Below are 26,920 nucleotides of genomic sequence, written 5' to 3' on the forward strand. Positions count from 1 at the left end.
AGTCGCTCAACGAAAGGGCCGTTCCAGAACGCCCGCGTCGACCAGATAATCGAGCGATTTGGCAAACACGCCCTCATCGACCGTCGGCAAGGCGATTCCGGCTTGCCTCAATGCTTCAGCCGTCGTGCCGCATCGATAAGGCACTGAACCATCGTGATGATGTTCTACAAAGGACTCCACCATTCCGGCCATGGTGTGCAAAGGCTGATCGGGCGACCGAGAGGCGAGCGTGGAAAAGGCGCTCATCCATTCCGGGGGTGAAGCCTTTTCAATCCGATACCCATACCTGTCGAGCCAGGCAATAAGATCCGATACCGGTGTCGGATGAGGATTGAAAACGTGATAGGTACGCCCTGGCGAGGAATCGAGGGCGGACAGCCCCACGATGGCGCGGCTGACGAAGTCGACGGGTGTCAGCACGAATGACGTCCTATTCGTGGGAAATATCCCGAGATCGAGGCACACCTTAAGAAACCGGCAGTGGAAATCATTCGGATTCCAAGCGCCGGTGCCGCCATGTCCCGTCACGGTGCCCAATCGGTAAACGGTAACCGGCAAGCCGCGGTCGCGCGCGATTCGAATCAGATGCTCGGCCACCAACTTGCTCTGCGAATACCCCAAGGTCAAACGGGTATTCAGGCTGGGCAGATCGTCCTCCGAAAATCCTGGCGGCTCGGGCTCGGTTCCGTCGTCGAAAATAGACAACGTCGATACGTAATGAACCGGCTTGACCGTGCCGGTGCAGGCAAGGCGAAGGATCTCCCGCGTACCCGACACGTTGGCGGGTTTCAAAGCCGGATAAGATAAGATCAGGTTGGTCGACGATCCGTTGTGATAGATCACGTCGACTTCATCGCCCAACTCCCGAAACCGCGCCGCCGGCAGTCCGAGAAACGGTTTTGCCAAATCACCGGGCAAAGGCACGATCCGCTGTTTTGCCAAAGGGTTATGGATGGCATAGCGATCGAGGGTTTCTTCGATTTTATTGGCTGCGTCCTCAGCCGAACCGGAACGCACCAGGCAAAAAATCTTTCCTTGAGTTTGCGCCAATAGTTCGTCCAGTAAAAAAGGGCCCACGAACCCGGTAATTCCAGTCAACAACACATTGCGAGGAAGTCCGTTCGGTTTCCCTGGGCGGAAAGCAGGCGTGATGGACGAATCCAGAATCGCTTCCGCGGCCAGATTCACAATGGAAGTTGATGGTTCTTGTTGCTCCGAATTCACGGCATCGCCGAGCGATGCTGCTGCCGAACAAGCCGCGGCGGCATCTTCGAGTATCCCTAAAAGCCTGCCGGCAAGTCGCTCGATGGTTTCCCGCGAATGACAGGCATGGCTGTAGCTCCAATGAACGCGCAATTCACCCGCCACGACCGAGGCATCGATCGACAGGCTGCGCGGCCGCATTCCCGCTGGATCGTTCAGGCGGCAGGCGGGTTCCGGAGCGAGAGAAAACCAAGCGTCGACCGCGGTTCCTTGATCGATTCGGCCAAGGTAGTTAAACCCGATTTGAGGTTCCGGAACGGCTTCCAGCCGGCTGACAAGATCGGGATTCCGATTCAGATAGCGCACGACGCCGTAATCGATGCCGTGGTTCGGGATGACGGCCAGTTGCTCCTTCACCGCTTGGACTATTTCCGGAAAAGCCCGATCGGGCGAAATTTCGAACAAAACCGGAAATAAGGCGGTAAACCAGCCTACGGTGCGCGAGATGTCTACATCGTCAAAAAGGTATTCACGGCCATGGCTTTCCATTTCCAAAAATACCGAGTCGCTTTGCGCCCATTCGGCCAGCACGGCCACTACCGCCGCGAGAAGAACCTCGTTGATCCGCGCGCCATAGGCCAGCGGGGCGTTTTGCAGCAAAACGGACGTTTTCGTCGGGTCCAGCGAAATGGTCACGGTCTCGCCGGTTGCCTCGGAATCGACGCCCCCGGCGAAATCCATCGGCAGTGCAGCGATCCGGCTCCAATCGGTGTTCAGCCAATAGGCGACGTTGCGCTCCGGCATTGCCGTTTGCGCATGATCCGCGAGGCGTTCCGCCCATTGCTTGAAGGCGGTGGTTTTTTTCGGCAACCTCATCTCTCGCGCCGCGAGAGCCTGCCGGTAAAGGGCGCTCATGTCTTCCAAAAGAATGCGCCAACTTACTCCGTCCACCACCAGGTGGTGGATGATGATCAACAAACGGCTGCTCGAATCGCCTCCGCAATCGAACCACACCACCCGAATTAAAGGCCCGTGACGCAAATCGAGGCTGCGCTGCCACCGCGAAGCCTGTTCGGTCAGCGCGGCTTGCCGGCGATCCTCGGCGAGACCCGAAAAATCGACCGAAACGATTTCGACTGCGCCCTCGACATCCTCCGCCAGCACCTGCGTCCAAAGACCGCCGCACTCGCGAAAACGGGTGCGCAAAACATCGTGGTGGTGCAGCAGGTGCCGTATGACGTCTGTCAGTACCGCGGGGACGATCGGCTGTTTTGCCTCCAGCAGAACCGATTGGTTCCAATGATTCGGGTTAGGGAAGGACTGTTCGAAAAACCACCGCTGGATGGGCGTCAAGGGAACTTCTCCCGTAATGATGCCCTGTTCCGCCTGCACGTCCGTGTCGCGGTCCTTTGCTTTCGCCAATGCTTCGATGGTTTGGTATTCGAAAACCTGCCGGGGATGAATGGTCAAGCCGGCCTGCTTCGCCCGATTCACCATCTGCATGCTTAATATGGAATCGCCGCCGATCTCGAAAAAGTTATCCTGGATGCCGACTTTCTCCAGACCCAATACCTGCCCCCAGATAGCGCACAACACGGCCTCGATCTTGGTGCGCGGTGCGACGTAGCGGTCCTCCGATTGATCCCGGACGTCCACTGAAGGTAATGCCTTGCGGTCCAGTTTGCCGTTGGGCGTCAGCGGGAGACGATCGAGAAATACAAAGGCCGACGGAATCATGTAGCTGGGCAACATGTTTTGCAGAAACGCGCGTAACCCGTCGGCGTCGGCCGCGCGTTCGCCTTGCCTTGGCACGAGGTACGCAATCAGGCGCTTGCTTCCCGAAGGGGTTTCGTGATCGGTCACGACCGCTGCTTCGATATCCGGGTGCTTCAGCAACTTGACCTCGATCTCGCTCAACTCTACTCGAAACCCCCTAATCTTGACTTGGTGATCGGCCCTCCCCAAGAACACGATATTGCCGTCGGCGCGGAAATGCGCACGGTCTCCCGTCCGGTAAAGACGAGCCCCGGAGGCATTATCGAAAGGGTTGGGCAAAAAACGTTCGGCGGTCAATGCCGGCTGATTCAAATAGCGGGCGGCAAGACCTTCGCCGCCGATATAAAGCTCGCCGGGTACGCCAACGGGCACCGGATTCAAATAGGCATCCAATAGATATATCCGCGCACCGGGAATGGGGCGGCCGATGGGTATCGAGTCCTCGGAAAATTTCGGCGGGATTTTATATGCGGTGCACCAGACGGTGCCTTCGGTGGGGCCGTATTCGTTATAGAGATCCGCTCCCGGCAGTTGTGCGTAGTGGCGTTCGGCCACTCCCGCCGAGCAAGCTTCTCCGGCGACGATAACCGCCCGCAAGCTATCGAGTTGCCCCGCATCCGCTTGCTCGAGGAGGATATTGTAAAAAGACGGCAGGCCTAACAAATGGGTAATCCGCTCTTTCCTGATCCAATCGACCACAAACGCCGGAACGGTATGAGTCGAATCATCGGGAATGCACAGTTTTCCGCCTTGGCTCAAGGTCCAGAATATGCCCGCCACGGAACTGTCGAAGGCAAAGGAAGAAAGCAATAAAAAGCTTTCCACCGGGTTGCGGTAATAGGCAAACCGGGCCTGGGTCGAGTGCAGGACATTGCGATGAGTAATGGCTACGCCCTTGGGTTTTCCCGTGGACCCGGAGGTGTAAATAACGTAGGCCAGGTCGCCGGAATCGGTCGTCACCCGCGGATCCACGACGGGTTGTTCGGCAATCGCTTCCCAATCACAGTCGACGCATGTCGCCGCTATCGATAGATTCGGCAACGCCGCCAGCACCGATTCCCGAGTCAGAAGCAGCGCTGCGCCGGAATCGTCCAGCAGATACGCAATCTCGTCCTTGGGGTATTTCGGATCGATCGGCACATAGGTTCCGCCGGCTTTCAGAACGCCGAGTATCCCGACCACCATTTCCGGCAAGCGACCGATACATAGTGCGACCGTGATTCCGGGTCCTACCCCTTTGCTACGGAGGTAGTGCGCCAGTTGATTGGCCCTGGCGTTAAGCTCCGCGTAAGTCAAAGTCGATCCGTTGCCGTACAGGGCGATTGCTGACGGCACACGCCGCGCCTGATCCTCGAACAGTGCGTGGATGAATCCGTCCGCCGACGTCTCTCCCGAGCGCGCGGGCAGGCCATTCGCACTCTCCGGACCGCCATCCGATAACACGTAGGCGGTTACAGTGCTCCATTCCTCGGTCAGTTGCCGGTTTTCCTCCGGCGTCAGCAGCCGCAATTCGCTGATCCGCGTGTCCGGGGCGTCTGCGATGTGCTCCAGTAATACCCGGAAGTGACTCGCCATGCGGGCGATCGTGCTCTCGTCGAACAAATCGACGTTGTATTCCAGGGATGTGCGCAGACCGTCCGGCTCTTCGGTAACGTGCAGGGTCAAGTCGAACTTTGAAATATGGTTCTCGACCGAGAATGGCGTGATATCCAGTCCGGTCACCCGTATCGAGTCGAACGGCACGTTGTGCAGTACGAACATGACCTGGAATAACGGATTGGAACTCGCATCTCGAATCGGCTTGAGCTTTTTAACCAATAACTCGAAGGGATACTCCTGATGCGGCTGGGTATCCAACATCGTTTCGTGGGTTCGGCCCAGCAAGGCGGTGAATTTCGGATTGCCCGAAAGATCGGTTTGCAGTGCCAATACATTGACGAAAAAACCGATCAGCCCTTCGAGCTCCGCATGGTTGCGGTTGGCTACCGGGGTCCCTACGCAAATATGTTGCTCACCGGTATAGCGATGCAGGAGCACATTGAAGGCGGAAAACAAGAGCGCGAACAAAGTCACGTTCCGCCGGCGGCATAACTGGTTCAGCTTTACGGTGAGTTCCTTGGCCAGAAAAAAGTGGTAGTCGCTCCCGCGATACGTCTGCACCGCCGGCCTCGTCCGATCGGTCGGCAACTCGAAACCGGAATCGGAACCGGATAAATGACGCTCCCAGAACGAAAACATTTTCGCGAGGACATCCGGTTGCAACCGCTGCCGCTGCCAATAAGCGAAGTCGGCGTATTGGATGGGCAACTCGGGTAACGGTGACGGGCGGCCTAGGACATAAGCTTCGTACAGCGTGGCCAGCTCCCGGTATAGAACAGCCGCCGACCAGCCGTCGGTGATAATGTGGGGCATGGTGATGAGGAGAACATGCTCCTGTTCGTCTTGGGTGCCCTCGGCCAAGCGAAAGAGCCTGACGCGCAGCAGCGGGCATTCGGATAAATCAAAAGGCGTTCTCGATTCCCGGTTAAGCAGTTTTCCAAGGTAGTTGCGGCGTTCCGACGGAGATTGTCCGCTCAGATCCTCCACACTGACGGACAAGCTAAGTTCCGGCAGCACTCGCTGGATCGGCTCGGAGTTCGCGATGACAAATTCGGTCCGCAAGGACTCGTGCCGACGGATGATCTCGTTGATGGCTTTTTCCAATGCATCAACGACTAGCGTTCCCCTAAGCCGAACCGCAATGGAAAAGTTATAGGCGGCGCTGTCCGATTCCAATTGATCGAGGAAGAACAACTGCTGTTGGGAGAAAGACAGAGGCGATGGTCCCTGAGGCCGCTTGGGCATCGTGGATGGTCCGAGCCGACGGGGAATCAGCCGCCCTTGCAGGCGTTCTTGCAAAAGCGCTCGTTTGCTTGCGGATAATGCAGACTTGGATTCGGATAATTCGATCTCGTTTTTCATCCCATTGTCCTTTCCAGACGTTTCTTGAACCCGGCCTCGCTCCGCCTTGCCGCCTTTCGCTTCTGTAGCCAGCGCACGATTCCGCTGACGTAAAGGATCAAGGGCGTGAAACCGATGACACACCATGCGATGCGGCCCGGAAGGCCAATCGCTTCTCCGCTATGCAGGGGCCACATGAGGTTGAGGAATGTCTCGCCGGCGGTAAATTGATTCGGGTCCTGAACCGCCAGCACCTTGCCGGTGTACTGGTCGATCCAGATCTTGGTGCGCGGCCTGAGCCGGTTAGCTTCTCCGGATTGCCTTTTCTCGATGACATAGACGCCATCGGGACCGTCCGGCGTCTGTACTCCACGCAGTTCTGCGCCGGGAAAAACGGAGTCGGCTATTGCCACGGCGTCGGCTATCGAAATCCGGCGCCCACCGGCGGCTGATTCCGATTTAAGTTCGGGGTCCTTTAAATGCTCGGCGCCGATAGGCGAAAAACATCGTATCAACGGCTTTAGATAATCATCGTAACTGAACGAAAACCCGGTAAAAGCCAGTGTGACGAGAACCGTTGCTGCGTAAAAGCCGGTTACTTTATGCAAATCGAAATAAAACCGTTCCGGACTCGCCCTTCGTTTGAAAGTGATCGCGGTTTTCATTTTGTTCCAACGCGGCCACCACAGGTACAAGCCGCTCAACGCGGAAAGCAGCAGGAGCAGGCCGGAGAAACAGACTATGTCAAAACCCAGTTTGCCGGGTTTCGAACCGAGCTTGCCCAAAAGAAAGCTGGCGTGAATCTCGTAAATCAGGGTCGATAAGGATTGCCCCCAAAAGCTCTCCTTAAGAATTTCACCACTGTAAACATCCACCAAAACCCGCAACGGTGCGTAAAATTCATCCATCGTTTCCTCGGGGTTCGGATATATTGCCCACAAATAGGTTTTCCCATACCCAGGCAATACCAAGATCCATTGCCCCTTTCTTTGTGGATGTGCCGCCGTGAGGGTTTGCATGATTTCGTCCAATGAATGTGGTTGCACATCGGATTCGTGATGGGTTTGCGTCGGCAAACCGAGTTCTTCCAATTCTCGGAAGAAAACATTAACCGACCCCGTCAGTCCGAGAACGACGAAAACAAACCCTGCCGCCAAGGCGATAAATAAATGCACCTTGAGCCAGAAAGCGCGAAAACGCCGTCGAAGAGTAAGGTGTCCCGGGTTTCGTTCCATGTTCGCGTTCGTGGAATACTTTTTCGTACAGCAATAGGTTTAATCTTTTCTAAAGCGCGACGTCATGACGCCTATCGCGAATTTCGATAGTAAGACCAAAGGACAGCGGCTTATCGTTGAAACCGGTTTTATCGCCAGGCTGTTTTTCGGGTGACAGTCGGATTTGGAAATTTCCGCAAATCATCGCCAAGGCGCTTTTGATAACCAGCATGGCCAAACCTCTTCCCGGACATGAACGCGGCCCCGAGCCGAAACCCAAAAAGGCTTTGCCGTTATGTTTGGAAGATTCCACTTTGGTTTCGCTGCGCCATCGCCGGTGATCAAATACCCTGGCCTGATGAAAATTTTCATCGTCCAGAGCGCAACGCGCGATCAGCAATACCAACGGAGTTCCAGCGGGTATCTCGACATCGTCCATTACCAAATCCGCCTTGGCCTCCACGATAGCGATGCGGGATACCGACGACGTTCTCATCGTCTCTAAAATAACGGCGTCGATACATTTGAGCTTCTTGATATCTTCAATGTCCTCGATAATGCCGCCATTGCCTAATACAGCATCGACTTCGTCCTGAATGTCCCTTTGGACCTGGGGGTCTTTGGAAATGCAGAAGAGCACCCGGAGCAGGGTATTCGCTGTAGTGGGTTCGGAGGCCAGGACTATCAACAGAATATTTTCGATGAGTTTTATATTGCGAATATCAGAACCCTTTTCTTTCATGGCTTCTATAAGGAGCCGGACCATGCTCACCGCGTTGCCAGCCCCATTTGTGTCATTTAAAAGGGATCCTTTACGTGCGATGACATTTTTAACGGCTCTGAAGATTTCCCTTATGTCTTCGTCAAAATACTTGTCTTCGGAGAAGCTTTCCAAATGCATTTGCGGCAGTAAGGCATCGATGCGCCTGCCCAAAATGGGGACCAGGTTATGTAAGATATTTTTCGTGACGTCTTGCTCGCCCACTGGCATATCGGTCAGATCGCCGAATACCATCGATGTAAATACCGATATCGAGAAGCCCAAAATCTCCGCTTCCAAATCAATTTTCGAAAGGTTTTCGCCATGAGTGATCCAATGGTTTTTCAAATCTCCGGTAGCCGCCTTGATATATTCGAAATATTGGGCCATATGGCGGGATTCCATGGATGCAGCTATAACTTCCCGTTGACGTTTCCAGCCGTGGTCGTCGGCAGCCTCGATTCCGTCCACTTTCATGGTTTCGAGAACTCTGTTTTTCCTGCTATATGGGCCGAAAAGGTCCGGCCTTTTGCGAAGAATGAAATTGATCTGATTGGCATTCGCGACGACTACTAGCGGCCGGTTCGCAAATTGAACCGTGAAAAGTTTTCCGTACCGGTCCGCTAGCTTCTCGAAGATTTCATGAACCCGGTTGAAGTCAGGCTCCAATACCACCGGGTCCGGATGGCCGGGGAGCGCAGAAATGGTTTTGATACTACACATCACAATCCTCTTTTCCCGGCCGATTGAATCGCCTCTGCTGGTTCACCCCAGATCCACCGGTGTACCTTAAGCCAGACCCTGCACGCGCCTTGAGCGACCGAGACGTCGCGCACCGCTCTGAAGCCCAGCTTCTCTTTCAAGGACGTTTGCAAGGAGGCTCATCGGCATTGCGTGTTCGGGTCGTCTTAGCTATCCAAATACTTGAACATCAAAATTCCACCCGCACCGAACCGATGGCCGTCAGCGGTGCGCCGGGATAAACGCCCAGGCGCGGCGATACATTGATATCCGGATCGGTGGACTCGTAATACGTCTTGTCGAGCAGGTTGCGGATATTGAATTGAGCCGTGACGCGCGTCGGCCCTACCTTCAATCGGTATGCCGCGAAGGCGTCCATCCGCACATAGCCGGGTAATTGGAAGGTATTCTCGACATCGCCTTCCCGTTGCCCCGCCAGTACGCCGCCTAGACCGAAACTCCAACCGTCCGGCGCTTCGTACCCGTTGAGGTCGTATCTGAGCCATAGGCTTGCCGCATGCTCGGGCACATTGTTCAGTCGCTTGCCCTCGTACCCCTTAATCTGGCCATTCAGGGCTCGGTTGTCCTTGGTAATCCGGGCATCGGTGAAGGCATAGCTGCTGATGATGCTCAAGTTGTCGGTAATACGCCCCGCTACGTCCAGTTCGATTCCCTGGCTGCGCTGCTGGCCGATCGCCACGCTGTCGTTGGGATCGGGCGTCGTCAGGTCGGGGGTGAGCAGGTTGTCCTTGGTGATGTGGTAATAAGCCAAGGTAGCGAGCAAACGATCTTCGAACAAAGAGGTCTTGATTCCGGCTTCGAATTGCTCGCCGATTTGAGGATCAAAGGATCTCCCGGTTGCCGATATCCCATTGTTGGCGCCGAGCGAGGTCGTCCAATTACCGTAAACTCCCAGCCACTGCCAAGGCTGGTAGAGAATGCCCACGCGCGGACTGAATCCGTCGTCTTTCCGGATGGTGTCCGGCAGGTTTTTGTCGGCAGCCGAGAAGGAGCTGCCCCGACCTCTACCCGTTTCGATCCAGTCGTAACGGCCTCCCCCCATGATATGCAGCTTGTCCCACAAGGTGATGTGGTCCTGGAAATAAACGCCGTGCCACTCGTCTTTGATCACCGAGCGGTTGTTCGGAAATTCCGTCTCTAATACGGCACTGTCGAATACGGCCTTGTCGATTCCATAACTGGGCGAAGGATTGAATATGTTGATCGCCAGCGCCGGGTCGGGGGTGTCGAAAAAACCCTGGGTGCGGTATTTGGTGAAGGACCGGAAATAGTCGTATCCCACCAGGACGTCGTGGTCGGTTGGACCGATCCGGAACTTGCCGGTCAAATCGAGGTTGGTAGTGTAGCCCTCGCTGTCATAACGCTGGAAAAAGACGTTGCGCTGAAGGATGCCGGTAACGGGATTCAATGCGTTCCCGAATGCCGGTGCAGGGTTGAGAAAGGTTTCGTCGCCATGGCCGAAGTTGGCGAGGAACCGGTTATGGATGGCCCAGTCTTCGTTGAACCGATGGTTGATTTCGGTACCCAGCAACACCCTGGAAATATTGTCCAACGGATCGTTGGGATCGCCGAGGGCACGTCTCACGGGGATATTCGCCGGGCGCTTGCCGATGACAGGGATGCCATAATCGGCTTGGTAGTCCTGATTGAGCCCCTCGATGTTGATCGTTATATCGGTTGCCTCGGTCGGTCGCCACGTGACGCTGGGATAAACCATGATCCTGTCATTGGAGATGAAATCCCGGAACGACTCGTTGTTCTGGTAGGAGCCGGTGAAGCGATACAACAAGGATTTGTCGTCGGTGATCGGGCCGGTAGCGTCCCATTCGGTGCGATAGAAGTCGTACGAGCCGAACCGTTGTTCCAGGGAGTAATAAGGAATGTCGAGCGCCCTCTTAGTCGTGACATGGATCAAGCCGCCGGGCTCCGCGCGTCCGAACAGAACCGACGCCGGCCCCTTGAGCACTTCGACGCTTTGCAGATCGGCCGTATCGAATTCGGAACGGAAACCGCTCGGTATGGCCATCAGGCCGTTGCGGTAGATCAAGGGATTTCTAAATCCGCGGACGATGAAGCCGGTGCCCGCTCCGAGGGAGGATTGTGCTCGAACGCCGCTCACGTTCTCCAGAGCATCCGTAATCCTGGTAGTTTTCTGATCCTCCATCACCGCTCTCGGCACTACTTGAATCGATACCGGCGTCTCGATGATCGGCGTGTCGGTCTTGGTGGCTGGGAAGGATTTGGAAACGGCGTAGTCCTCGTTGTAGGGATCGTTCGGATCGGCCTCCGCTCCCGCACTGACAGTCACTTTCCCGAGCGCGATGGCGTCGGCTGCATCGCCGCCGGATTGAACGGCGATTGGCTTGCGCTCCAGGGTCACCGTCCGTTGGCCGGTGAAACGGGCTTGAACGGGAGCCGCGCTCAGCAGCACTTTCAAGGCCTTTTCCGGTGTATAGGCGCCTTTGAGGGGGGCGTTGCGCAGCCCCTCGGCGACATCGCCTTCGTAAAGAACCTGGACGCGGCTCTGCACGGTGAAAGCGGACAGAGCGCGGGGCAAATCTTGCGCCGGAATGTCGAATTGGATCGGCGCTTGAGCGGTCGTCGTGGCCTTGCCGACGGGCTGCGGCTCGGCGCCGACGGAAGCAAGCGGAACATAGGCCGCAAAAGCCGCGGCAATGGCCGTACTCTTGCGGGTAAGGGCACCTGGGCACAGGCCATTCTTCGAACCTGTCTCAACACCATTCCCTCCTTGATGAGCGACAGCTTCTTGTTGTCGATCCTTGTTAATCGCCAGGACGTCTTCCCCAGTAAATTTCAAGTTATCGGTCGTTTTCATCGTTATTTTTTCTTTCTGCAGGCTGGTCGAATGACACCTCAGAATCACTCGGCTCCGGGCGAATTCGTGCCGGAATTCAGAGCACAGGAGTTAAGAGGCCTTTGCCGTCCTTGGCTTCCGGACCCCGGCAATCCATGCCGGGGCGACGACTTCAGTAGATGCCTTTACCCACACGGGAAGGTTTCTTACAGTGTTTCTTCAGTTCATGATCCGTCCTCCAGTAACGCCAAGGCTTCCTCTTCCGAAAGGGATTCGAGTTGTTCGATCAGGCATTCCTCGATCACCAAGGCGAGCTGTGTGATGGTGGAGGCCTCGAAGACGCGTCTCAGGGGAACCTCGACATCGAAAGCGGTCCGTACCCGAGACAGCACTTGTACGGCGATGAGGGAGTGCCCGCCGAGATCGAAAAAGTTGTCCTCGACGCCGACCCTATCCAGGCCCAATACGTCTTTCCAGATGTCGGCGAGAATTTCTTCCGCAGGGGTGCGCGGGGCCACGTAGCGCGCTTCCCTTTGAGCGGCGACGTCCGGCGCCGGCAAGGCCTTGCGGTCGATTTTGCCGTTGCTACCGAGAGGCATGGCGTCGAGGCGAACGAAGACCGATGGCACCATGAAGTTCGGAAGCCGTGCCGAGAGATAGGCGCGCAACTGGTCGATCAGGGAAAGACCGTCCGCGGTTTCCTCGCGAGCCGCGATACTCGGCTTGCTCTCCAAATTTTCTCCGGGTTGCGCATCCGGCCCGTTGCCGGAGGGAGAGGGAGAAAACGGCAAGCGTTCCGTGACATAGGCCACCAGACGTTTGCCGCCCGCGCCTCCGTCGTCTCGGGCCACCACCACGGCTTGCTCCACGGCCGGATGCAGGAGAAGCTGCGCCTCGATTTCGCCCGGTTCGATCCGCGCCCCGCGAATCTTGAGTTGGTGGTCGATGCGTCCGAGAAACTCGATGGCGCCGTCCTCCCGGTAACGGCCGAGGTCGCCGGTGCGGTACAAGCGCCCGCCGACAGGGCCGAACGGGTCCGGAACGAACTTTTCCGCCGTCGTTTCCGGCCGGTGCAGGTAACCTCGCCCGACCTGGATACCGGCCACGCAGATTTCTCCGGGCACGCCCACGGGAACCGGGGTGAGCCAGGCATCCAGAAGATACAGCCGGGTGTTGTCCACGGGGCGCCCGACCGGCACGATCGTTTCGGTTTCTGCGAGCGTTTCCGGTACCTCGTAGTAGGAAACGTCGTCCGAGCATTCGGCGGGACCGTAGGCATTGAGCACCCGCACGTGCGGGAAGCGTTTCATCCAGCGCCGGCAGAGGTCCGGCGGAAACGCCTCGCCGCAGGCGATCAGCCAGCGCAGCCGCGGCAGCTCGATACCCCCGGCCATTTCCAGCAGGGCCTGGATCATCGACGGAACCGCCTCGCCGCAGGCGATCAGCCAGCGCAGCCGCGGCAGCTCGATACCCCCGGCCATTTCCAGCAGGGCCTGGATCATCGACGGAACCGCCTCCAAAACGGTGACTTCGCGTTCGGCGATTTGGCGGAGAAGCAGGCCGGGATCGCGCACGATGTCGTCCGGGAAAATCTCGACCCGAGCGCCGCATGCGAGAGCCGTCAGGTGCTGCCAGACGGAAATGTCGAAACACTGTCCCGCGGTTTGTGCGATGGCGTCGGCTTCGCTCAAACCCAAAGTCGGAACCTTGGTGATCAGGTTGTTGAACATGCCCCGGTGCTCGACCATGGCGCCCTTGGGCGTTCCGGTGGAGCCGGACGTGAAGATCGTGAAGGCCAGGCTGCCGGGGCCGTGCAGGCGTTCGGGATCGGTGGCCGGATAGCTTTGCGCCACGGGTTCGTCCAGTACCAGCAGCGCCGGCCGCCGGGAGACCGTCCGGCACACTGATTCGGCCCGTTCCCGGAAGGACTTGCCAACCAGCAGCCGAGCGGCGCGGGCTTCCTCCAGCACCTGCGTCAGGCGTGCGTCGGGATGGCCGGGATCGAGCGGCAGATAGGCGCCGCCGGCTTTGAACACGCCCAACATCATCACCAGGAAATCGATGCCGCGATCGTTCAACAGGGCGACCAGCGTCTCGGGGCCCACCCCAGCGGCGCGCAAGGCGTGAGCCAGGCGATTGACGCGGGCGTTGAGTTCACGATAGGTCAATGCCTCGCCGCGGCAGGCGACGGCGACCGCCTCGGGCGCCAGCGCCGTCTGCGCTTCGAAACGGGCCACGATGTCCCGAGGTTCGGGATAGGGATGATCGGTCCGGTTCCATTGCTCCAGGATTGCGCCGCGCTCGCTTTCGGTCAGCATCGGGAGCGAGCCCAGGCGGGCGTCGGGATGGCGGATGAGGCTTTCCAGCAAGGTCTTGAAATGCCCGAGCATCCGTTCCACGGCGGCCGGTTCGAAACGGTTTACGTCATAGGTAATTTGCAGGTGGAAACGCGGGGAAGGAACCAGCACCGCGTTGATCGGATAATTGGAATGGGTGCGGTGCTTGTCGTCGACGATGTTCAAAACGTCCTTGGAACCCCGCAAGGTCGGATCGACCGGCGCGTTTTCGAACACGAACAGGTGCTGGAAGAGCGCCTGGCCTCTGGGAAGCTCGCTCAAAGCTTGTATCTGTACCAAAGGCATGTATTCGTATTGGCGGAGCTCCAGATTGTGGTACAGCAGTTCGCGCAGGAATTCCAGGGCCGGCTGGTCCGGCTTGACCTTGACCCGCAACGGCAGGCTGTTGATGAACAATCCCAGCGCCGTTTCCACCCCGGGCAAATCGGTCGGGCGTCCGGCCACAGTCACTCCGAACACGACTTCGTCGCACCGCGAATAATGGGCCAGCATCAGCGCCCAGGCGGCCTGCAAGACGCTGTTCGGCGTCACTTGGCAACGCTGCGCCAAAGCATGAAGCGCCTTGGTGTCTTCCTCGGACAACAGCGCCACCCGATCCCGAACCTGGCTCGTGCCTTTTGTTTCCGGCGGAACCGGCTTGTCCACGACCAGCGGCGTGGGTTCGCCGAATCCGGTAAGGTACCGGCGCCAGAAATTTTCAGCAGCCTCCCGGTTCTGCTCCGCAAGCCAGCCGATATAGTCCCGATAGGGTATCGCAGCCTCCCTGGGCGGGCAGGGCTCTCCTTTTACCTTGGCCTCGTAGTTCGCCCGGAACTCCAACAAAACCGGCGACTTGCACCAGGCGTCCATGAGAATGTGGTGATGGCTGCGGATGAAGCGGTAGCTGCGCTCGCCGAAACGGACCAGGCGTATCCGCATCAAAGGCGCCACCGTGAAATCGAAACCCGTTTTCAGCTCGGTTTCGATCAAAGCCTTGAACCGCCGTTCCTGTTCGGCCTCGGGCACCCCTCTCCAGTCCTGATAATCGAACGGCAGCGCCAGGTGCTTCTGCACGCACTGGTGCGGACTCGAATAGTCTTTCCAAAGAAAGGACGTGCGGAGGATGGGGTGACGGTCCAAGACCTCCTGCCAGGCCGCCTTGAAAGCCTCGATTTCGACATCCCCGTCGATTTCGTAGCGATCGATCATGTGATAGATGCCCGATCCCGGATACATCAGGGAATAGAACAGCATGCCTTCCTGCATGGGCCCCAGCGGATAGACATCCTCGATGTTTCCCGGCGGATAAGGCAGTCTGTCGAGCTCCTGCGCGGACAGCTTGGCCAGCGGAAAATCGGAGGGCGTTAGCCCGGACACGCCGGGTTCGAGACAGTGGGAGATCAGCGTCTCCAATGCCTGGATCACGGCGTCGCCGAGGCGGGCGATGGTCGAGCCGCCATAACGCGCCGCGCTGTAAATCCAGGTCAGTTGGAGATGCCCGCCGCTGACCGCGGCGTTGACCGCCAATTCGTGCGTCCGGCGGTTCGCCGAGGCGCGGGCGATGCCCGATGCCAGCGTGCATTGCCGGAAATACGCGTGGGCGTCGGTTCCGAGGTCCAGGTGGCCGAGATAATTGAACAGGATGGGCGCATCCGCCGAACAGCCTTTTTCCCGCCCTTCGCCGAGCCAGCGCCAGACGGTGTAGTCGAATCCCCATGCGGACTGGCGGCGGAACTGCTCCTTGAGGTCCTTGATGATGCCTCCGGTGGCGTTCGCCGGATCGATATCGAAGGTCACCGGGTAGGAGGTCGTGAACCGTCCTATCGTCCGCGTAAAATCCAAATCCCTGAACGGGCCGTTGTCGCGGCTGTGCGCTTCGACCTCCACCCGCAACCGGTGCAGGCCGGACCAGTCCGAAAGACCCTTGACGACGGCGATGAGCAACAATTCCTGAACGCTGGTCCGATAGGCCGCTCCGGCTTCCTGAATGAGCGCCCGAGTGAGTTTTTCGGAGAGCTTGACCGTATACTCGGCGGCATCGGCTTCGGTGTTCGTGCCTTCGTCGCGATCGACCGGCAAAGCCGTTTCAGCAGCCTCCCGCGAGTGCCACCAGGGTGGCGCTCTCCCCTCCCCCGCCAGGGTTCCGGCATAGTCCTGAAGCCGCGCAGCCCATTGTCGGTAAGAGGTCGTTTTGGCCGGCAAGGTCACGGCGTGGCCGGAGGCCAATTGGTCGTGGATGAGCACGAGATCGTCCAGCAGGATGCGCCAGCTCGCGATATCCATGGTCAGGTGATGGATGACCAGCAACAGCCGCGCGCCGCGTCCCCGCCCGAGTTCGAACCAGACCGCCCGGAGCGTGGGCCCCTCGCCGAGATCGATCTGTCGCTGCCAATACTCCGCGCGTTCGGCAAGAAAGGCCTCGAACGCCGCGTCAGGGATAGCGGACAGATCTTCCCGATGAAACATGGGCTGCCGCTCTTTCCCGACGTAACAGGCCCGCCAAGCCGCCGCGTCGCGGGAAAACCGCAGCCGCAAGACGTCATGATGGAACACCAGTTGCTCCACGGCGCGCTCCATCAGGCCGGGGTCGAACGGATGCAGCATGTCCAACAGCAGGGATTGATTCCAGTGATGCGGATTCGCGAGATCCTGGGCGAAGAATTTCTGCTGGACCGGCGTTAGAGGAGCCGGTCCTTCGATAATGCCTTGCTCGGCCTCGAACGGAGCCGCGCTTTCCGCCGCCAGCGCCAATTCCGCCACTGTCTGGTGCTGAAAAATCTGCCGCGGCGCCAGGTTCAAGCCGATCCGCCGAGCGCGGCTCGCCACCTGTATGCTGAGGATGGAATCCCCTCCCAGCGAAAAGAAGTTATCGTGGATGCCGACCCTGTCGATGCGCAGCACCTCGGCCCAAATGGCAGCCAGCCGGGCTTCCGCGTCGTTTCGGGGTGCGGCGTATCGGCGCGTCAATTGACGGGAAGGATCGGGCTTAGGCAGGGACCTCCGATCCAGCTTGCCGTTGGGAGTCAGCGGCAAACCGTCCAGGAACACGAAGGCCGCCGGAACCATGTAGTCCGGCAGAGCGATTTGGACATGGACACGCAGGGCTTCGGGGTCCGGTTCGTCGCCGCTGGATACGATGTACGCGGCAAGACGTTTGACTCCGCGTTCGTCTTCCCAGGCCGTCACCACGGCATCCCGCACTTCGGGATGGGTCCGCAGGCGGGCCTCGATCTCGCCCGGCTCGATACGAAAGCCTCGAATCTTGAGCTGATGGTCAGCGCGCCCCAGGAATTCGACGAGGCCGTCGGCTCTCCGACGCACGAGGTCGCCGGTCCGGTACAGGCGCTCGCCGGGGCCTGCACCGAACGGATCGGGAACGAAGCGTTCGGCGGTCAGGTCCGGACGATTCAGATACCCTTGAGCCAGCCCCGCGCCGCCGATGTACAACTCGCCTGCGACACCGTTCGGCACCGGTTCGAGATTGCCGTCGAGAACATAGGCCAGGCTGTTGGCGATCGGGCGGCCGATCGGTACCGATTCCCTTGCCCCGCTCTCCCGCACGTCCGGTTCAATCGGAAGAATCAGCGATCCGACCGTGGTCTCCGTGGGGCCGTAGTGATTGAAGATAAGGCATTCCGGACGCTGGGCGATGATCCGGCCGACCAGATCGTAGGTGAGCACGTCGCCGCCGCAAATCAACGCCCGTCGAGGCGCGATGGTCCTGCCTTCGGCCGAATCCAGGAGGGCCGCGAGATGAGAGGGCACGATCTTCAGCACGTCGATCGGCTGGCGTTCGATGTAGTCGGCGAACACGCGCCCATCCGTGGCGGCATCCTGGTCGAATACATGCAGACATCCGCCGGAAACGAGGGAAGCGAACAGGACCGTATTGCCGAGATCCGCCGCGGGCGTAGATACCATTGCGTAACGAAATCCGGCGAGCGCGGAAATCTGCCCGGCAATAAGCTGGGTGTAATTAGCGAGGCTCCGGTGAGAAACCACGACGCCTTTGGATTGTCCGGTCGACCCCGATGTGTAGATCACATAGGCGGGATGGTCCGGCGTCATTGCAGGGTGCGGATTGTCGTGCGCCGGTTCCGGTCCTTCCGGCCATAGATCCATATCGAGCCGGACGATGGCGGGAAAATGGCTGGAAGCGTTCAAGCCGGTTTGCGTCAGCAATAGGCCGACGCCGGCGTCGGCCAGCACGCGGGCCACCCGGTCTTCCGGATAAGCGGGGTCGAGGGGAACGTAGGCGGCGCCGGCCTTGAGCACGGACAGGATGGCCGTCACGAAATTCGCGGAGCGCTCGACGCAAATGCCGACCCGGCTGCCAGGCCCGACTCCGAGCGCTATCAGATGATGCGCCCAGCGGTTGGCGACGGCGTTCAATTCGCGGTAGGTCAGGCGTTGGTCCTTGCAGGCCACGGCCGGAAGATCGGGGGTGTTGGCCGCCTGCAGCTCGAACAGCCGATGAATGCACGGTTCTTCCGGAAGCGGCGTCTCCGGCCCGATGGCCTGATCCAGCAGCTGGATTCGCTCCTGCTCGCCGAACAGCCTCAAGCCGCCGATACTTGTTGCGGGATTCGCCGCCACAGCCTCTAAGAGATTGCGGAAATGATCGGCAATCCGGGAAACCGTCCGTTCCGTGAAAAGATCGGTGCGGTATTGGAAGGACAGCAGGAGGCTGGCTCCATCTTCGGCCGCCATCAGTTTGAGATCGAACCGCTCTATGCGCTGCCTGATGGCCAGCGGGCGCACTGGCCAATCGTTCCCGACCGACATCTCGCCGTTTTCCCCCAGAGCGAGCTGCGCCAGTTCGCTTCCGATATTCGCTTGCGCCTGCTGCAGCACGAATAGGGTTTGATAGACCGGCCAGTGATCGGCGTTGCGCTCGACATGCAGGCGTTCCACCATGAGGGAAAACGGATAGTCCTGATGTTCTAGAGCACCCAATAAAGCGTCGTGTATCTCCGCCAGATAAACTGAAAAAGGCTTGTCGGCGGCGGGCTGGCTGCGCAGCGGCACCGGATTGACGAAGTTGCCCACCACGGACGCGAGTCGGGCCTGACTGCGCCCGGCCGTGGGAACGCCTACGATCAGGTCGGTTTGACGGGTGTAGCGATGGAGCAGGACCTTGTACGCCGCGAGCAATAGGGTGAACAGGGTGACGCCACTCCGCGCCGCGAAATCCTTTAGCCTGTCGGTTTCCTCCCGGCTCAGGCGAACCGCTACCGAAGCGCCGCGGTAGTTCGGTACCGCAGGCCGCGCACGGTCAGTGGGCAGGGCGAGGATCGGGAGTTCTCCGGAAAGCCGTTGCCGCCAGTAATCCCAGTCGGCATTGCCGGCCGGACTTTCCAGATAGTTCCGTTGCCAGGCCGCGAATTCAGCATAGCTGGAAGCCGGTGGGGACAAGCTCGGCCCTGGAACCGTCTCACCCAATTCCGAACGGATTTTTCTCAACTCGTCGACGAGCACGAGCACCGACCAAAGGTCCAGGGCGATGTGGTGGGCGCAAAGCAGGAGGGTATGCGGAGAGGCTTGAGGCCCTAGGCTATGGGCTACAGGTTCCTGGACATCCGAAGTCTTGAGCCTGAAGTCTGGAGCCTTGGTTCCATGTCGATAGAGGACCACCCGCAAGACCGGTCCGTGCGCCAAGTCGAAGGGTTCGCGGATGCGCCGCGCCATGTCGTCTTGAAGTTCGGATTCCGACCAAACCGAGGCGTCGACGGCAGTAAAGAAGTCGGGCAGGTCGGCCAGCGGCAATACCGACTGAAAGACCTCGTCGCCCTCGTTGCGATAAACCGTGCGCAGCATTTCGTGCCGCTCCGCCAGGCGGTAGAAGGATCGCCGCAAGGCTTCCGCGTCGGCGCCGTTCTCGATGCGCAAGGCTAGATGCAGGTTGTAAACGATGCTGTTCGGTTCCATGTGTTGCATCGTCCACATGGAAAACTGGGTCGAAGAAAGGCTCGAGGCTAGAGACTCGAGACTTGAGGAAACGGAGACTATTGCCTGTTCCTTGTCATTTCCTACAGCCTCCAGCCTCAAACCTTCAGCCTGACAGGCAAGAGCTTCAGCCACTTCCACCACCGACCGGTCGGACAGGAATAGCGTCAACGGGGCCTCGATGCCCAATAATTCGTCCACCGTGTGCTTGAGTTCGACGGCCTTCAGGGAATCGAGGCCCGACGCTCGCAGCGGCGATTCCATGGATACGGCGAATTCCTCGATCTTCAGCAGATGGGCGATCTTGGTCCGGAGGAAACGAGCGATCAGCGCGGCGCGCTGCGGGTGAGGAACGACGGACAAGGCTTCCTGCAGAAGTTGGAGTTGGAATTCCTGCGGCGTCGCCTTGCGTTCGCTCGCCTTCCTCATCCCACCCGAAGTAACCGGGCTGTCCTGCCCGGCAAGCTGCGCGCCCCCTTCCTTCGGGTCGTCCGACCGCGCCAACACCGGTAGAGCACCCTCCAGGTACGCTTGCTTACAGGCTTGGCGCCGCAGTTTGCCACTGGAGGTCTTGGGAACGCCGCCGGGCTGGACGAGAACCAGTTCGGCGGCCGTCAATTCACAAGCCTCGGCCAGGGTGCTCCGCAAGGATGCGAAAATCGCTTCGTAATCGGCCTTCCGTATGGCTTCGCGGGTCAGTTCCGCGACCACGATCGGCTTTTCCTCGTCCTGACAGGTCACAGAGAATGCGGCGCAGCCTCCGGGACGCAGGACATCCACTCTGTCAGTCAGTGCGTGCTCGATGTCCTGCGGGTAATAGTTCCGCCCTCGGATGATGATCAGGTCCTTGATACGCCCGGTAACGTATAACCGGCCGTCGTCGAGTAATCCCAGGTCGCCGGTGCGGAGAAATGAGGCTTCAGGCTTTAGGCCAGAGTCCATAGGCCGGATTCCGCTAGTCCGAAGTCTATGGTCTAGAGCCTCTAGCCTCGCCCTGAAGGTGTTCTCGGATTCCTCGGCGCGGTTCCAGTAGCCCTGCGCCACGCTGGGACCCGAGACCCAGATTTCGCCTTCCCGGCCCGGCAGGCACGGTTTTCCCGTATGGGGATCGACAATTTGGACAATATGGCGATCCGTGGGCAAGCCGCAGGAAACGAGGCTGGAGGCTGGAGACTTGAGGCTTGAGGAATCGCCGATCTTGGGTTTGGCCTTTGTTTCCTCCAGCCTCACGCCTCCGGTTTCTAGCCTCGCTCCTGTTACAAACAGCGTAGCCTCGGCCAGACCGTAACAAGGAAAGAAACTTTCGCGGCGAAAGCCGCATTCGGCGAAGGCGCCGGCGAAACGCTCCAAGGTCGCGGCGCGTACCGGTTCGGACCCATTAAAGGCCAATGTCCAGGCGCTGAGATCCAGGTCGCGCTTTTGTTCGGCCGTCACCTTGCAAACGCAGAGATCGTAAGCGAAGTTGGGACCGCCGGAAGTCGCGGCCCGGAATTCGGAAATGGCCTTCAGCCAGCGTACCGGCTTCTCCAGAAAGGCCATGGGTGGCATCAGGACGGCGGTAGAGCCGACATAAAGCGGCTGGAGGATGTTTCCGATCAAGCCCATGTCGTGATACAGGGGCAGCCAGCCGACCACGGTCGAGCGCTCGGTGTGTCCGAAGCTTTGCCGGATGGCCTCCTGGTTGGCGAGCAGATTACCGTGGCTCACCATCACGCCCTTGGGGTCGCCGGTGGAACCCGAGGTGTATTGCAGGAAGGCGATGTTTTCCGGCGCGAGTACGGGCGCCTGCCAACACCCGGCTTCGTCCGAAGCCACGGTATCGGTGGCGAACCAGTTCGACGCGGCGCGCAGCGCGCCTCCAACGAATTCATCCCGGAATTTTGCGGCGAGTTCCGCCGTGGTCATGATGGCGGCGGGTGCGGCGTCGCGCATCACGGCCTGGAGACGCGGCAGATGCTGGCGGGTCGGAGGATAAGCCGGTACCGCGATGGCTCCGGCATACAGGCAGCCGAAAAAGGCCTCGATATATTCAAGCCCCGGCGGATACAGCAGCACCGCTCGTTCCCCGACCATCCCCAGGGTCTGAAGGCGGGCGGCGATGGCGCGGGCCCGCCGGTCTAGATCGGCGAACGTCAGCCGGCCGTTTTCGATTTCGCCGTCGGCGAGAAAAACGTATCCTTTTCCCAAGGCATCCTCGTTGGCTCTCGCGCCCAGCAGCTCGACCAGATTGGAGCAAGTCATCCCAACATTTCCCATCACTCCGGACTCCTCGAAGTTGCGCACTGCGGCCTCCTTTATGAAACGTAATTCAGATATGAGCGGTACCAGGGGAGTACCCGCTTGGCGGAAACGCCGGCGCATAGCCCGAGGGCGATCACCGTGTTGTAGTACACGTTCTTGAGCGGCATCCCTCGTCCCAATGCCAAAATTCCCTGAACGGAGCTGTCGCGGGTATGCCAGTCCACGTTGAAGGAGATGGCGCAGTCGAGACTGCGGACGTGGTGAAGCATTCCCGGGGGCATGTAAAGCATGTCTCCCGGTTCCACGGTGCACTCACGAGCCTGCGCCTCCCGAAAAAGCGGATGGCGCACGAAATTCGGGTTTTCGGCGTCCACTTCGCACCAGCGCCACCGATAGCGGTAACAGTAGGAGAGCTGGTCGTGATCCAGCAGGATGAAACGCTTCCGCCCCGCCACCTGGAAGAACAGGTTATGGGTGAGCAGGCAATCGAAATGAAGCGGCGTCAGACTGTGTTTCGGCCCCAGGAAAAACTGGGCGAACTGCAACCAATAAGGGCGGTACCAGCCCGGAAAATAGTCGGACGGAAAGCCGCGGAGGTCGTTTGCCGCATCGGGTAAGACGCTGAGTAGAGGCACGTCGTGAAAATAGGGCGGCCGATCCTTGGCTGCCATTTCGTCCGATTCAAGTCGGGATTGGTAGGCCTCCAATTGATCCAGATACTCGCTCAACCTGGCGTCGACCGTCCTCAAACCGGCGACGCCTTCATCGGCCAGCCCTTGCTTGAGCTTGACGAAGCGTTGGCCGGAGACTCGGCGCAGATGGTCGAATGTCCAGCGAGCGAGTGCCGGGCAATGGTTGAGCGCCCCGCTCACGACTACCGGAATGCCTTTGGCCACGTACCCGGAGAAAAAATCGGCGGATGAGAGTTTTGCTCTGCGCTCGATTGGAGGGTATACCTTACCTGCAGCCGGATTCCCCGGTTGCGCGTCTGCCGCCGTTTCGATCGCCGGCTTCCGGAGCATCAAATTCGCCATGCTCCCTCCGAATGCCTGCGTAGTTCCGTACCCTTCAAACCAGCATTTCCCAGCATGCTTCCGGTCGTACTAGAAATCGCTCTCGAGTCGGATTCACGGGAAGGAACGGCGGTCGCCGGCTTGGTCGTTGTCGTGCTTTCCACCCAGTGGCGAACAGTGATTCGGACCGGCTCTCCCTCTACCGCGAGAGCCGAAACGAAACCGTGAATCAGGTCGAGAGGGTAAAGCCACCAGCCGGACGGCTGCCCCAGCGCGTCTTGAATCTCGACGGCGGATCGGGTTTCGAGCGGTCCCAAGGGTATGTCGAAGGCATCGAGAGAAAACGACAAGCCGTCGCCACGGCCTTTGACATAGGCCTCCTTCCTGGTCCAGCCCCGAAGAAATGCCGCCGTCTTTTCGGACAAGGAAATTTCGCTGAATTCGGCCTGCTCGTTCGGCGAAAAGACCAAAGGCGCCAGTTCTTGCCAGGGGACATCGTTTCTCACGGGCTCGATATCGATGCCGACCTCGCTATCGCAGGAAATGGCGTATGCCGCCCAGCCCCCGGCATGGGAAAGATTGAACCGGAGCCGCTCGACCGGGCGGCCCGCCACCATTTCGCCGGGAGCGAAATGGGACGCGCAGCGGCCCGTCGGGACGGAGTCCACGGAGGGACTTCGCAATTCCGGTTTGCCAAAAGCGCCATAGGCGAAACGGATTTCAGAAGGGTCGATGTTCAGATATCCGGCGAGCAGCCGGCGGAGAATTCCTCTGGCCGCGGCGTATTGAGCCCGGTCTCGCTCGAACGCGAAGCGGCCGGCTCTTTCCCGTTCGTCATTAGACAAATCTGCGAAGTACCAGGAATAGGATTCGTAAGCGACGGCGCTGTGGTCTGCGGCATTGCCGAGATCAGAAATCAGCGGCACACACCAGACATGCACTTCGGCCGGCGACAGCCGAGGGAAATTAGGCGTAGAAATCACTGGCCGAGACATCCGTATCGCCTTCTCAGAAAGAGCATCCTCCGAACCGGAGAATTCCCACGCGCATCAAGCCTCCTTCCCCGCCGACGCGGCTTCCTGAAGGGACGCCTCCTCCATGTGTCTGCGTAAACTCAAAGGCCGCATGTCCGTCCACACATCCCTGATATAGTCCAGACACTCCTGCTTCGGACCGCTCTTGCCGACCGTTCGCCATCCTATAGGCACTTCCTTGTATTCCGGCCAAATCGAATACTGCTCCTCATGGTTGACGACCACGTGGTAAATCGTCGTATCGTCTTCATCCCAAGCCATGTTTTCGTCCTCCAGATTCGAGTTCAAGCAACCAGGATCGGTTTTCGTCGCCGAGTTTTTTGCCCCGGATATCCGTATTGACGAAAAGACAAAACCGACCCCGTACTCCGGGACGAAAGTTTTTGAGGGCGATTTGAAGCGAGGTGTGTCCGAGGAATGGATGCGCTGTGCTGCTGGAGCGTTGTCAGGTTTGGTGTAGTGCCTTCAGTAGGTCGGGAATCCTTTCCCGACACCCCAGTTCGGCAAGTGCATTTGTCGGCAAAGGATTGCCGACCTACGACTACGGCTTTGGGATAGGCGTGAGAAAGGAATTCAGGCGGCGAGGGAAGGTGCGCCAGCCCTCGGCCGGATGCGGCGGCTGAGAGCTCAGAGGGTGGGCTGGTAAAGCAAGGTCAGAGCGCCGGAAAGATTTACCGAGCTTAGTCCTAAGGTTTTCTCGATGGCGGTAAGAATATCGCGGGGCCGGGTCAGGTCGAAGGCGCCACTGACGACCCGCTCGCGGATGCGCGGATCGGCGATGATGATCTTGCCGGGGAAATAACGGTTTATCTCGTCGACCACGGCGGCGAGCGGCTGCATGTTGAACACCAAGAGTCCCTCGCGCCAGGCCGACGCCTGCCGGGCATCCACGCGGAGAACAGGGCCTATGCCGTCGATGCTGCCGGTCGCCTGCAATCCGGCGCTCAGTTCTATCGCCCGATCCTCGGCCCCCTCGGTGTAGACGCGCACCCGCCCCTCGGACACGGTGACGGTCATACGGTCATCCCGCTCGTATACGTTGAACGCGGTGCCCGTGACTTTGGCCACGCCATGAGCGGTAAGGACGATGAAGGGACGGTCTGGATCGTGTCTCACCTGGAAATAAGCTTCGCCTTCCAGGAGTTTGATCACGCGTCGTTCCGGGGAGAACTCGACCGATAAGGCTGAGTGGGTATTGAGGGAAACTCGGGAGCCGTCCTCCAGCGTAATCTCCTGCCGTTCGCCCCACTCCGTATGATAATCACTGGTCCAAAAGCGAAAAGCTCCCGGCAACCAAAGGTACATGACAAGCGCAGCAGCCAGAGATAAGCCCACGAAGGCACGGCGCGCCGGTCGCCTAGCGACCCTTTGCCCAGCTTTACGGATGAGAGGGGTCGCATCCGTCTGTTCCGACGCCAAAGTCTCTTCTCGTTCGAAGACCCGTCGGGCCGGCTCGTCCAGCAGCGCCCAAAACATTTCGATATCCGCATAAGCCTTGGCATGCAGGGAGCTACGCTTTCGCCAGTCCTCGAAACGATTGCGATCCTCGGGCGTAACCCGGCCGGAGTGGAGTTTCGAGAACCACTCGATCGCCTCGTCGGAGATCGTCGTCTCCACGGGGTTTGGATGCATAACCGCTCTTTTTATCTTGTTGTCTGCGCGACGAACTGGCGTGGCACTTGCCAGCTTTTTCGATTACAGCCGGTCAACTCCTCCTTGTCAAATGATAACGAGTTCGTTGGGAAAATAACGCTGAAAAGTACTTTGCCAGTTTGAACGCAAGTTGGTCTTACTGGGCACCATCAAGGATAGACACGTCAGAGCGGGATTTGCCGCACCCTATTCTTTCGTAGTAGAACGTCGGCGCTATCTAGTCCGCATTCTATCGCGCAGAATCTTCAACGCTTTACCGACCTGTTTTTCCACAGTACGAGGGGAGATATTCAATCGCTCGGCTATTTCGGCATGACTGAGGTGCTGGACCTTGTGCAGCAGAAAGATACGGCGGCATTGCGGAGGCAGTTCAGCGATCGATTGGCCAAGGAGGTCCAACTCTTGGCCTGCTTCCGTGATCTTGTCGGGAAGCGGTTTCGGACAGATCAGGTCCTCTTCCAGCGGCTCGTGATGAGCCTGCGCCGACGCCACGGCCTGCCGCCCGTAATCGACCACCAAATTGCTGGCGATACGAAACAGGTAAGCAGGCAGATTAACTATTTCGTCGACGGAGTTTTGCTGAATAACCCGCAAATAGGCCTCCTGGACTACATCCTCCGCAGTATCGCTGCAACCGAGACGGCGCTTGAGCAATTGCAGCAAGGGTTTTCGAGTTTCCAAGTAAGTCGACTGAATAAGCGCAACGGACGATTTCATTTATTGTTGTTCCTTAACGGGTCTTGGCGCCATCGAGGAGCAAGTACAGTTTTCAAGCCTCGAGAGGAAGATCGTGGCTGAACTATCCGAGCAAGGTCTGTGCCGAGCGCATTTCCGCGCCTGATTCGAGTGGGAATCTAGATGTAGCCTCGCAAACTAGGGCTTATGACTCACTATATGCGGCATATCACACAGCTCTACCATGCCCGGCGCTTCGCTTCTCAAGCTTTACGGTGCCTTGCAGCCGCCTCCGAGCATCTTTGGGATAGCAGTGAGGGATTAGCCTCGGTTAAACGTTTATCGGATAAGGAACAACCAAAGAGAATGGTCGTTAGAATCAGGCGGGAGCGAAAGTCCAGTCTTGAGCAGAAATTGGGCATTCGCTCAAAATGAAAAAGGCCTGCATCGCTGCAAGCCTTTGTTTTACTTGGTGGGCCCTCAAGGACTTGAACCTTGGACCAAGGGATTATGAGTCCCCTGCTCTAACCAACTGAGCTAAGGGCCCGAGAA

10 protein-coding genes and 1 tRNA gene are annotated in these 26,920 nt (G+C 58.7%); all 11 read right to left on the bottom strand.

All coding sequences use genetic code 11. From position 1 onward, the window contains the following. Nucleotides 1–6: 6 nt before the first annotated feature. Nucleotides 7–5,940 carry a non-ribosomal peptide synthetase gene (locus B2A78_RS02950; protein WP_168175329.1) on the bottom strand — a complete coding sequence of 1,978 codons (5,934 nt, stop codon included), beginning with the start codon at nucleotides 5,938–5,940 and terminating at the stop codon, nucleotides 7–9. Further along, nucleotides 5,937–7,154: a PepSY-associated TM helix domain-containing protein gene (locus tag B2A78_RS02955; RefSeq protein WP_077728419.1), complete on the bottom strand. Its 1,218-nt coding sequence runs from the start codon at nucleotides 7,152–7,154 to the stop codon at nucleotides 5,937–5,939. Before B2A78_RS02955 ends, B2A78_RS02950 begins: the two co-directional genes overlap by 4 nt. Before the next feature lie 49 nt (nucleotides 7,155–7,203). Then, nucleotides 7,204–8,616 (bottom strand): cytochrome P450, encoded by a 1,413-nt coding sequence (locus B2A78_RS02960; protein WP_077728420.1) that lies wholly within the window; start codon nucleotides 8,614–8,616, stop codon nucleotides 7,204–7,206. Between the two features lie 208 nt (nucleotides 8,617–8,824). Next, the gene (locus B2A78_RS02965; protein ID WP_077728421.1) at nucleotides 8,825–11,491 is read right to left on the bottom strand and encodes a TonB-dependent receptor; all 2,667 of its coding nucleotides are present in this window, start codon (nucleotides 11,489–11,491) and stop codon (nucleotides 8,825–8,827) included. A gap of 203 nt (nucleotides 11,492–11,694) precedes the next feature. Next, nucleotides 11,695–21,993, bottom strand: coding sequence for a non-ribosomal peptide synthetase (locus B2A78_RS02970; RefSeq protein WP_240502384.1), 10,299 nt, complete (start codon nucleotides 21,991–21,993; stop codon nucleotides 11,695–11,697). A 53-nt stretch (nucleotides 21,994–22,046) separates the two neighbouring features. Then, nucleotides 22,047–23,027, bottom strand: a complete 981-nt coding sequence (locus tag B2A78_RS02975) for a cupin-like domain-containing protein (RefSeq protein ID WP_077728423.1) — start codon at nucleotides 23,025–23,027, stop codon at nucleotides 22,047–22,049. Continuing rightward, entirely contained in the window at nucleotides 23,015–24,001 is a 987-nt protein-coding gene (locus B2A78_RS02980; protein ID WP_077728424.1) for a 4'-phosphopantetheinyl transferase superfamily protein, read from the bottom strand. The genes B2A78_RS02975 and B2A78_RS02980 overlap by 13 nt, the downstream gene beginning before the upstream one ends. 54 nt (nucleotides 24,002–24,055) lie before the next feature. Beyond that, nucleotides 24,056–24,301, bottom strand: a complete 246-nt coding sequence (locus tag B2A78_RS02985) for an MbtH family NRPS accessory protein (RefSeq protein ID WP_077728541.1) — start codon at nucleotides 24,299–24,301, stop codon at nucleotides 24,056–24,058. A 366-nt stretch (nucleotides 24,302–24,667) separates the two neighbouring features. Next, on the bottom strand, nucleotides 24,668–25,672 hold the full coding sequence (locus tag B2A78_RS02990) for a FecR family protein (protein ID WP_077728425.1): 1,005 nt from the start codon (nucleotides 25,670–25,672) through the stop codon (nucleotides 24,668–24,670). A 234-nt stretch (nucleotides 25,673–25,906) separates the two neighbouring features. Next, the gene (locus tag B2A78_RS02995; RefSeq protein ID WP_077728426.1) at nucleotides 25,907–26,410 is read right to left on the bottom strand and encodes a sigma-70 family RNA polymerase sigma factor; all 504 of its coding nucleotides are present in this window, start codon (nucleotides 26,408–26,410) and stop codon (nucleotides 25,907–25,909) included. Between the two features lie 428 nt (nucleotides 26,411–26,838). Beyond that, nucleotides 26,839–26,915: transfer RNA gene (locus B2A78_RS03000), tRNA-Ile, on the bottom strand. Nucleotides 26,916–26,920: the final 5 nt, after the last annotated feature.

The sequence above is a fragment of the Methylocaldum sp. 14B genome, assembly GCF_002005105.1.
GTDB lineage: Bacteria > Pseudomonadota > Gammaproteobacteria > Methylococcales > Methylococcaceae > Methylocaldum.